General features: G+C 72.2%; 6 protein-coding genes. 5 read left to right on the top strand and 1 reads right to left on the bottom strand.

What is annotated here, in order from left to right; genetic code table 11:
- Positions 1–543 (bottom strand): bifunctional 2-polyprenyl-6-hydroxyphenol methylase/3-demethylubiquinol 3-O-methyltransferase UbiG (locus HUX53_RS28085; protein ID WP_176406223.1); only part of this gene is annotated, 543 nt, incomplete at its 3' end.
- A 162-nt stretch (positions 544–705) separates the two neighbouring features.
- On the opposite strand from HUX53_RS28085, the gene mfd reads away from it, so the two are divergent.
- The 5 genes from mfd (at position 706) to HUX53_RS28060 (ending at position 9,523) form a co-directional block, all read left to right on the top strand.
- On the top strand, positions 706–4,248 hold the full coding sequence (gene mfd, locus HUX53_RS28080) for a transcription-repair coupling factor (RefSeq protein WP_176406222.1): 3,543 nt from the start codon (positions 706–708) through the stop codon (positions 4,246–4,248).
- Positions 4,249–4,296: 48 nt separating this feature from the next.
- Positions 4,297–4,953 (top strand): hypothetical protein, encoded by a 657-nt coding sequence (locus tag HUX53_RS28075; protein WP_176406221.1) that lies wholly within the window; start codon positions 4,297–4,299, stop codon positions 4,951–4,953.
- Between the two features lie 5 nt (positions 4,954–4,958).
- Positions 4,959–5,936 (top strand): MazG family protein, encoded by a 978-nt coding sequence (locus HUX53_RS28070; RefSeq protein WP_176406220.1) that lies wholly within the window; start codon positions 4,959–4,961, stop codon positions 5,934–5,936.
- A 70-nt stretch (positions 5,937–6,006) separates the two neighbouring features.
- Entirely contained in the window at positions 6,007–8,460 is a 2,454-nt protein-coding gene (locus HUX53_RS28065; RefSeq protein WP_309237472.1) for a penicillin-binding protein, read from the top strand.
- A 118-nt stretch (positions 8,461–8,578) separates the two neighbouring features.
- Entirely contained in the window at positions 8,579–9,523 is a 945-nt protein-coding gene (locus tag HUX53_RS28060; protein WP_176406219.1) for an NADP-dependent oxidoreductase, read from the top strand.
- The last annotated feature ends 166 nt before the right edge of the window (positions 9,524–9,689 follow it).

Genomic DNA, 9,689 nt, shown 5'->3' with positions numbered 1-9,689 from the left:
ACCGGGCTCCGGCCCGGCGACCCGCTCGTCCGTCGGATACGGGACGCGGGCGTGCGCCCCGCGCGGCCCCCGCCCGGGACGCGGTCGCCGTCGCTTCCCGGACGTGCGCAGCCACCGCGGCAGCGTGCGGTCCAGGAAGCCGAACGCGGTGCTGCGGTCGCGCAGGTGCACCAGCAGCAGCCCGCCGGGCTTCAGCGCGGCGACGAACCGGTCGAGCACCAGCTCGGCGTGCGGCACCCGCTCGATCAGGTACGAGGCGTGCACGATGTCGAAGGCGCGCGGCGGCAGCGGCGCCGTGCGCAGGTCGCCGAGGTGCCAGGTGTCGAGGTCGGGCCGCTCGCAGGTGTAGGCGCGCAGCTCCGGCGACTCCATGTCGACGCCCGTGACGTGGTGGTCGTGGTCGCCGAGGTCCAGGCCCGTGCCCCAGCCGCAGCCCGCCTCCAGGATGTGGATCCGCTGCAGGGGCTTCTCTAGGGCGTACTGTCGGGCGCGTTCTGAGAAGAGATCGCCGTCGCTGACCGGCGGCGTACGCAGATCGGTCACAGTTTCGCAGCGTAACCGTCCGACTGTGCTCCGTCCGCTATTTACGCATTCTTGGTCATGGCCGTGTCGCGTACCCTGGTACGCGGTACCGGGGCCCGGCTGGGATTCCCGGGTTTTCGGGCTGCCCTGCCACGGGGTTCATCGGCGAATGTGCGGGCGAAGATGACGCTTTCTGGACTTGTTGACCTTGCGTGCGAAGACCCGGCGCTGGAGCGTGCGCTCAAGCGGGCGCGCGCGGACCAGGAGGTCGTCGCACCGGCGGCGCTGTGGCCGATCCTCGCCGCCGCGCTGAGCCGCCGCCTGCGCGCCGACGGCGGGGGCGCGGTCCTCGCGGTGACCGCGACCGGCCGGGAGGCCGAGGACCTGACCGCCGCCCTGTCGAGCCTGCTCGACCCGAGCCGCGTCGCGCACTTCCCTGCGTGGGAGACGCTGCCGCACGAGAAGCTGTCGCCGCGTTCGGACACGGTCGGGCAGCGGCTCGCGGTGCTGCGCCGCCTCGTCCACCCCGACGCGGCCGAGCCGGCGGAGGACGGCAAGGGCGGCGCGCTGGACGTCGTGGTGACGCCGGTCCGGGCCGTCCTGCAGCCGATCGTCGCCGGGCTCGCCGACCTGGAGCCGGTGCGGCTGGTCTCCGGCGAGGACGCCGACATGGACGATGCCGTCCGCAACCTGGTGGACGCCGGGTACCACCGCGTCGACCTGGTGGAGAAGCGCGGCGAGATCGCGGTGCGCGGCGGGATCCTGGACGTGTTCCCGCCCACCGAGGAGCACCCGCTCCGGGTCGAGTTCTGGGGCGACACCGTCGAGGAGATCCGCTACTTCAAAGCGGCCGACCAGCGGTCCCTGGAGATCGCCCAGGGCGGGCTGTGGGCGCCGCCGTGCCGCGAGCTGCCGCTGACGGAGAAGGTGCGCGAGCGCGCGAAGCTGCTCGCCGAGCAGCACCCGCCCCTGGAGGAGATCCTCGGCCGGATCGCCGACGGCGACACCGTCGAGGGCATGGAGGCCTTCTCTCCCGTCCTCGCCGACCGCATGGAGCTGCTGACCGACCTGCTGCCGGACGGTTCGGCGCTGCTGGTGTGCGAGCCCGAGCGGATCCGGACCCGGTCGGTGGAGCTGGTCCGGACGAGCCAGGAGTTCCTGGAGGCGAGCTGGGTCAACGCCGCCGCCGGGGGAGAGGCGCCGATCGACCTGGGCGCCGCCGCGTTCCGCTCGCTGGAGGAGGTCCGCGAGCACAGCACCGAGCTGGGCCTGCCGCGCTGGAGCGTGACAGCGCTCACCCCCGAAGGGGACGCGCTCAATCTGGGCGTGACGCCGGCGGAGGCGTACCGGGGCGACACGTCCCGCGTCGTCGGCGACCTGAAGGGCTGGATCGACGGCGGCTGGCGCGTCGTCATGATCACCGCCGGGCACGGCCCCGCCGAGCGGCTCGTCCAGCTCGTCGGGGAGGAGGGCCTCGGCGCGCGCCGCGCCGACCTCGCCGAGCCGCCCGCCCCGTCGGTGGTGGCGGTGACGACCGGGCTGCTGGAGAACGGGTTCACCTGGGAGTCGGTCAAGCTCGCGGTGCTGACCGAGACCGACCTGTCCGGGCAGAAGTCGTCCACGAAGGACGCCCGCCGGATGCCGTCCCGGCGTCGTGGCGGCATCGACCCGCTCCAGCTCAAGCCCGGCGACTACGTGGTGCACGAGCAGCACGGCGTCGGACGGTACGTGGAGATGGTCAGCCGGACGGTGCAGGGCGCCACCCGCGAGTACCTGATCCTCGAGTACGCCAAGAGCGACCGGCTGTTCGTTCCGACCGACCAGCTGGAGGAGCTGACCCGCTACGTCGGCGGGGAGGCGCCCAGCCTGCACCGGCTCGGCGGCGCCGACTGGCAGAAGGCCAAGTCGCGCGCCCGCAAGGCGGTCAAGCAGATCGCGGGGGAGCTGATCCGGCTCTACTCGGCGCGGATGGCGAGCCCCGGCCACGCGTTCGGGGCCGACACCCCGTGGCAGCGGGAGCTGGAGGACGCGTTCCCCTACAACGAGACGCCCGACCAGCTCGCCGCCATCGACGAGGTCAAGGGCGACATGGAGAAGGCCGTCCCGATGGACCGGCTGATCTGCGGGGACGTCGGCTACGGCAAGACCGAGATCGCGGTGCGGGCCGCGTTCAAGGCCGTCCAGGACGGGCGGCAGGTCGCGGTGCTCGTGCCGACGACGCTGCTCGTCCAGCAGCACATGTCGACGTTCACCGAGCGGTTCGCGGCGTTCCCGGTCGTGGTGAAGCCGATCAGCCGGTTCCAGACCGACGCGGAGATCAACGAGACGCTGCGCGGCCTGTCCGAGGGCGCCGTGGACATCGTCGTCGGCACCCACCGCATCCTGTCGTCGCAGACCCGGTTCAAGGACCTCGGCCTGGTCGTCATCGACGAGGAGCAGCGGTTCGGCGTCGAGCACAAGGAGGAGCTGAAGCGCCTCCGGACGCAGGTGGACGTCCTCGCCATGTCCGCGACGCCGATCCCGCGCACGCTGGAGATGGGGCTGACCGGCATCCGGGAGATGTCGACGATCCTGACGCCGCCGGAGGAGCGGCACCCCGTGCTGACGTTCGTCGGGCCGTACGAGGAGAAGCAGATCGCCGCCGCGATCCGCCGCGAGCTGCTGCGCGAGGGCCAGGTGTTCTTCGTGCACAACCGGGTCCGCTCGATCAACAAGGTCGCGGCGAACCTGCGGAACCTCGTCCCGGAGGCGCGGATCGGCATCGCGCACGGGCAGATGAACGAGAACGAGCTCGAAAAGGTCATGGTCGACTTCTGGGAGAAGAACTACGACGTCCTCGTCGCGACCACGATCGTCGAGTCCGGGCTGGACGTCCCGAACGCGAACACGCTGATCGTCGACCGCGCCGACATGTACGGGCTGTCGCAGCTCCACCAGCTGCGCGGACGCGTCGGACGCGGCCGGGAGCGCGCCTACGCCTACTTCCTCTACCAGCCGGAGCAGCCGCTGACCGAGACCGCGCACGAGCGGCTCGCGACCCTCGCCCAGCACACCGAGGTCGGCGCCGGCATGTACGTCGCGATGAAGGACCTGGAGATCCGCGGCGCGGGCAACATCCTCGGCGCCGAGCAGTCCGGGCACGTCGCGGGCGTCGGGTTCGACCTGTACGTCCGGATGGTCGGGGAGGCGGTCCGGGAGCTGAAGGACGGCGGCGCCGGCGAGCCGGAGGCCGGCGAGCCGGAGGCCGTCGAGACGAAGGTCGAGCTGCCCGTCGACGCGCACCTGCCGCACGAGTACGTGCCGGGCGAGCGGCTCCGCCTGGACGCCTACCGCCGCATCGCCGCGATCACGTCCGACGACGAGATCGGCGCCGTGCACGACGAGCTGAAGGACCGCTTCGGCCCGCTGCCCGTCCCGGTGCTGAACCTGCTGGAGGTGGCGCGGTTCCGGGCGAAGGCGCGCCGGGCCGGGCTGACCGATGTCACGCTCCAGGGCAACTTCGTCAAGTTCACCCCGGTCGCGCTGCCCGACTCCAAGCAGGTCAGGCTGCAGCGGCTGTACCCGAAGAGCATCCTGAAGCCGGCCACCGACACCCTGCTCGTCCCGGCGCCGAAGACGGCGCCGCTCGGCGGCCGGCCGCTGCGCGACCAGGAGCTGCTGACGTGGGCGACCGGCCTGGTCGAGGCCCTGTTCCTCGAACCCGCGACCACCGCGGGCAAGCGGTAGCCTGAGCCGACCCCGACCCTAGAGACCCATGACGAGACGAGGATTTCCGTGCCTGGTAAGTCCGTGAAGGCGGCGGTGGCGGTCGTGCTGGCGGCCGGCGCGCTGGCCGGCTGCGGCGGCTCCCCGAAGGTCGGCACCGCCGCCCTCGTCGGCGACGACCGCATCACCACCACCGAGCTCAGCCAGACCGTCCGCGACTGGCGCACCCAGTTCCGCGCCGACCCGGCCGCCAACGAGCTGCGCGCGAACCCCGCCAACCCGGCGCCGCAGCTCGCCGGCGACAGCGAGACCGACCTGCAGGGCGCGCTCACCCTGCTGATCAACTTCCGGGTCGCCGCGAAGGTCGCCGACCAGGCCGGCGTGAAGGTCACCGGCGGCCAGGTGGACACCGCGGTCCAGGCGCTGGACCAGCAGGGCGGCGCCGGCTCGATCACGCTGGCGAGCGGGCTGCCGCGCGAGCACACCCGCGACCTCGCGCGCCTCGTCGCCACCCAGATCGCGGTGATGCAGCGGTTCGGCGCGGACGTGAACAACCGGCTGAGCCCGGCGACGCAGCAGGCCGGCCGGCAGTGGAACGAGCTGTTCAAGCGCACCGCCGACGGCATGCACATCGAGGTCAACCCGCGCTACGGGAACTACGACCCGGGCAAGTTCGAGGTCGGCAAGATCACCTACCGGCTGTCCAGCCCCGATTCGGGTATCTGAGGCGCATGGCCCTGACACTGCTCGCGACCACGCACCGGGTCGCGCCCGGCCTGCTGACCTGGCGGGCCTGGGACGCGCTCCGGTCCGCGGCCGCCGTCCGGCTCCGCGACGGGCACCCGCTGCTGCCCGCGCTCCGCGACGCCGGGATCGTCCCCGAGACCGTCGCAGAGCCCGACGCGAACCGGCTCGTCGCCGACGCGCGGGACGCGGACGTCGTGTGGGTGGCCGCGCCCGAGGGCGACGAGGCGCTGATGCGCGAGGTCGGCACGCTCGTCGTCAATGATCCGCTGGACGTCGAGGTGCTGCACGGCTCCTACGACCTGCCGGGCGCGCGGCTGCTCGACCTGGTGTCGGTGATGGACACGCTGCGCCGCGAATGCCCTTGGGACCGCAAGCAGACGCACACCACGCTCGTCCCGTACCTGCTGGAGGAGGCGTACGAGGTCCTGGACACGATCGAGTCCGGCGACCTCGGCGCGCTCCGCGAGGAGCTGGGCGACGTGCTGATGCAGGTCGCGTTCCACTCGGTGGTGGCCGCCGAACGCGACGACGAGACGGCGTTCACCATCGACGACGTCGCCGGCGCGATCGTGGAGAAGCTCGTCCGCCGCCATCCGCACGTGTTCGGGGACGTGACCGTCTCCGGCGCCGACGAGGTCAACGCCAACTGGGAGCAGATCAAGGCGGCCGAGCGGGCGGCGAAGAGCGGCGCCGAGGCGTCCGCGCTCGACGGCGTCCCGATGGGGCAGCCGGCGCTGTCGCTCGCCGCGCAGCTGCAGCGCCGCGCGGCGCGCATGGAGGCGCCCGCCGACCTCGCGGACGACCTCGCGGACGCGGCCGGGAACGACGTGGGTACGCGGCTTTTCGCGCTCGTCCGGGAGGCGGCGGAACGGGGAGCCGACCCGGAGGCCGAGTTGCGCGCCGTTTCCCGGGTATTCCGCGATCGTGTCCGAGCGTGGGAACGACGGCGGCAGCGCGCCTGATTCGCGGGGAAAGTACCGGAACATCATTGATGGGGTGGTCCGGGGGCGAAGGCGCGTTTACCCTAGGCGCGTGCCTGCCGGGGCGGATGGTGACCCAGGGAATCGCGACGCAAGGGGCGGTGCCCCCGAACCGCCGCGCCGTCCCCGCCGCGTCTTCACCTCGTCCACGACCCGCGCCGAGAAGGCCCGCGCGCTGCGCGGGCTGGGCGCGCTCGGCGGCCTCGCCGGCTTCCTCGTCGCGCTGATGCTGCTGCCGACCGCCTGCACGGCCGGCGTCGGCGCCCGCGACACGGCTCGCTGGTTCGACAGCGAGCCGGTGGACCTGACGACGTCCGGCGTCCCGCAGCGCTCCCGGATCCTCGCCGCCGACGGCTCCACGATCGCGACGTTCTTCTACCAGAACCGGGTGGACGTCCCGCTCGACAAGATCGCGCCGGTCGCCCGGCAGGCGGTGCTCGCGATCGAGGACAGCCGGTTCTACGAGCACGGCGCCATCGACCTGCAGGGCACGCTGCGCGCGCTCGCCAGCAACCTCAGCAGCGGGCAGGTGACGCAGGGCGGCTCCGGCATCACCCAGCAGTACGTGAAGAACCTGCTGCTCACCCAGGCCGACAGCGACGAGGAGCGGCAGCGGGCCACCGCGGTCACCGCCGCCCGCAAGGTCCGCGAGCTGCGCTACGCGGTGGCGGTCGAGGAGAAGTACAGCAAGGACGAGATCCTGCGCCGCTACCTCAACATCGCCTACTACGGCGACGGCGCCTACGGCATCGAGGCCGCGTCCCGGCACTACTTCTCCAAGCACGCGTCCGAGCTGAACCTGCCGGAGGCGGCGCTGCTCGCCGGCGTCATCCGCTACCCCTACGCCTACGACCCGACCCGGCACCCCGGCGAGGCCCGGCAGCGCCGCGACACCGTCCTGGACCGGATGGCCGAGCTCGGCCGGGTCGACCCCGCCAAGGCGGCGGCGGCCAAGCGCAAGCCCATCAAGCTGGACATCGACAACGTCCGCAGCGGGTGCGTGTCCAGCAAGGCGCCGTTCTTCTGCGACTACGTGCAGCGCGAGATCCTCACCAACCCCGTGTTCGGCAAGACGGACAAGGAGCGGGAGAAGCTGCTCAAGCGCGGCGGCCTCACGATCCGCACCACCATGGACCCGCGGGCGCAGAAGGCCGCGCAGCGCGCCGTGAACAAGCACGTCCCGCCGAAGAACTCCGCGCACAAGGCCGCCGCCGAGGCGATGGTCGAGCCCGGCACCGGCGAGATCAAGGCGATGGTCGTGGACCGCAAGCTCGGGCCCGACAAGGAGCGCGGCAAGACCTGGATCAACTTCGCCGCCGACGCCAGCCACGGCTCCAGCATCGGCATGCAGGCCGGGTCGACGTTCAAGGCGTTCACGCTGGCCGCCGCGCTGGACGAGGGCATGCCGTTCGGCACCCGGCTGATGGCGCCGCGCGAGTTCACCCCGGTCGGCTTCCGCAACTGCGACGGCGACAAGGTCGGCGACCCCGACGCGTCCCTGCGCAACGCCGCCGACGGCGAGGGCGGCAAGAAGTTCAGCCTCGTCACCGGCACGCACCACTCGGTCAACACCTTCTTCCTCGCGCTGGAGAAGAAGGTCGGCCTCTGCGACACCGTCAAGATGGCCGAGAAGCTGGGGATGAAGCAGGCGAACGGCAAGCCGCTGGAGGAGTACCCGTCGTTCACCCTCGGCTTCAACCCGGTCTCCCCGCTGCGGCTCGCCTCCGCCTACGCCGCGTTCGGCGCCCGCGGCAAGTACTGCAAGCCGATCGCCATCACGTCGATCAAGGACGCGTCCGGGCACAAGCTGAAGGTGCCGGGACGCGACTGCGAGCAGGCCATCGACGAGGACGTCGCGGACGCGGTCAACTACGTGCTGCGGGGCGTCCTCACCAAGGGCACGGCGCGCGGCATGGGCATCGGCCGTCCCGCCGCCGGCAAGACCGGCACCGTCGACAACTTCTCCGCCGCCTGGTTCGCCGGGTACACCCCGGACCTGGCGGCGGCGGTCTGGGTCGGCGACCCGCGCGGCGGCTACAAGCACCCGATGGAGAACCTCTGCATGAACGGCACCTGCTACGGCGCCGTGTTCGGTGCGACGATCCCCGCGCCGATCTGGCAGCAGAGCATGAGCGGCGCGCTGCGCGGCACGGACGCGTCGTCGTTCCACCGCCCGCCGTCGCACTACTTCAGCAAGGGGTCCGGCGAGGACCGGGCGAAGGTGCCGGACGTGCGCGGCATGAAGCTCGACGACGCCGTCGCCAAGCTCCGCGACGCGGGCTTCACGACCAACGTCAGCACGCAGGTCGAGTCCCGCCGCTACAAGAAGGGCACGGTCGCCGAGATGTCGCCGGGGCCCGGCTCGGCCGAGCCCGGCTCGACCATCACGCTGCGCGTCAGCAAGGGGTCGAAGAAGCGCGACGACGACGACCGCCGCGGGCCGCCGACCCCGCCGGTGACGATCCCGCCGCTGCCCGGCGACCCCGCACAGCAGGCGCCCGCCTGACCGCGCCGGGTGATGTGACCCGTCCGACCTGCGGATCCGTGTGATCGTCCGGCTGACCGGGTAGATCAGTGCGGGGGTGTTCGGGCCTCTGTGAGATCCGATCGGGGGGACGATCGTCATGCGAGCCATCGCCGTGTCCGAGTACGGCGCCACACCGGCGCCGGTGAACCTGCCGCGTCCGGAGCCGGGACCGGGGGAGATCCTCGTCAAGATGATCGCGGCCGGGGTCAACCCGCTCGACTGGAAGATCGCCGACGGCATGCTCAAGGACTCCCTGGACGTGCCGTTCCCGCTGATCCTGGGCCAGGACGGCGCCGGCGTCGTGGACGAGGTCGGCGAGGGCGTGACCCGGCTGCGGCACGGCGAGCAGGTCTACGGGGCGTTCCTGCAGGCTGAGCGTGGGCTCGGCAGCTACGCCGAGTACGCGATCGCCCGCGACGACGGCCCGGTCGCGAAGATGCCGGAGGGCATGATCTACACGCAGGCGGCGGCGGTGCCGACGGCCTGCACGACCGCGCTCGCCATGGTGGAGGAGGCCCGCGTCGACACCGGGCAGACCGTCCTCGTCGTGGGCGCGACCGGCGGCGTCGGGCAGGGCCTGGTGCAGCTCGCGGCCCGCGCGGGCGCCAAGGTCCTCGCGACCGCCCGCGCCGACATGGCCGGGACGATGCGGCGCCTCGGCGCCGACGAGACCGTCGACCACTCCAAGGGCGACCTCAACCGGCAGGTGCTCGCCGTCCACTCCGATGGGATCGACGCCGTCCTCGACGTGGTCAGCGATACCCCCGCGGCCGAGCACCTGGCGCAGCTGCTGCGCCCCGGCGGGACGTACGTCAGCACCACCTGGTCGGTGAACCCGGACGCGATGGAGGCCCGGCAGCTGCGCGGCGTCAACTACGACGGCGAGCCCTCGGCCGCGCTGCTGGACCGGCTGTCCGACCTCATCGACGCGGGCGAGCTCCGCGTCCGGGTCGAGCGCGAGGTGCCGTTCGCCGAGGCCGCCGACGCGCTGGCCGGCAACCGGGCCGGCGGCGCGCGCGGCAAGACCGTCATCCGCATCTGACAGAGATGATGTAGATGAGCGCCTCCCGGCGGGGTCTGCCCCAGCATCTGACTGACTTCGGGTCTTCAACGGGATCTGTCGGCCTTGGCCGGGAGGCGCTCATGTGCACTCACCGGACGTGGCGTTGTGACTTCATAGGAGCCTGGCTAGAGGCCCCATCTCTGTC

The organism is Actinomadura sp. BRA 177 (assembly GCF_013372625.1).
Classification (GTDB): Bacteria; Actinomycetota; Actinomycetes; order Streptosporangiales; family Streptosporangiaceae; genus Spirillospora.
The sequence above is the reverse complement of the archived record's forward strand: the minus strand, read 5'-3'. Positions and strand labels throughout refer to the sequence as shown.

Bases quoted from the DNA above. Each gene is read 5' to 3' on its own strand.
- mfd (WP_176406222.1), top strand. From the start codon at position 706: ATGACGCTTTCTGGACTTGTTGACCTTGCGTGCGAAGACCCGGCGCTG.
- HUX53_RS28060 (WP_176406219.1), top strand. From the start codon at position 8,579: ATGCGAGCCATCGCCGTGTCCGAGTACGGCGCCACACCGGCGCCGGTG.
- HUX53_RS28070 (WP_176406220.1), top strand. From the start codon at position 4,959: ATGGCCCTGACACTGCTCGCGACCACGCACCGGGTCGCGCCCGGCCTG.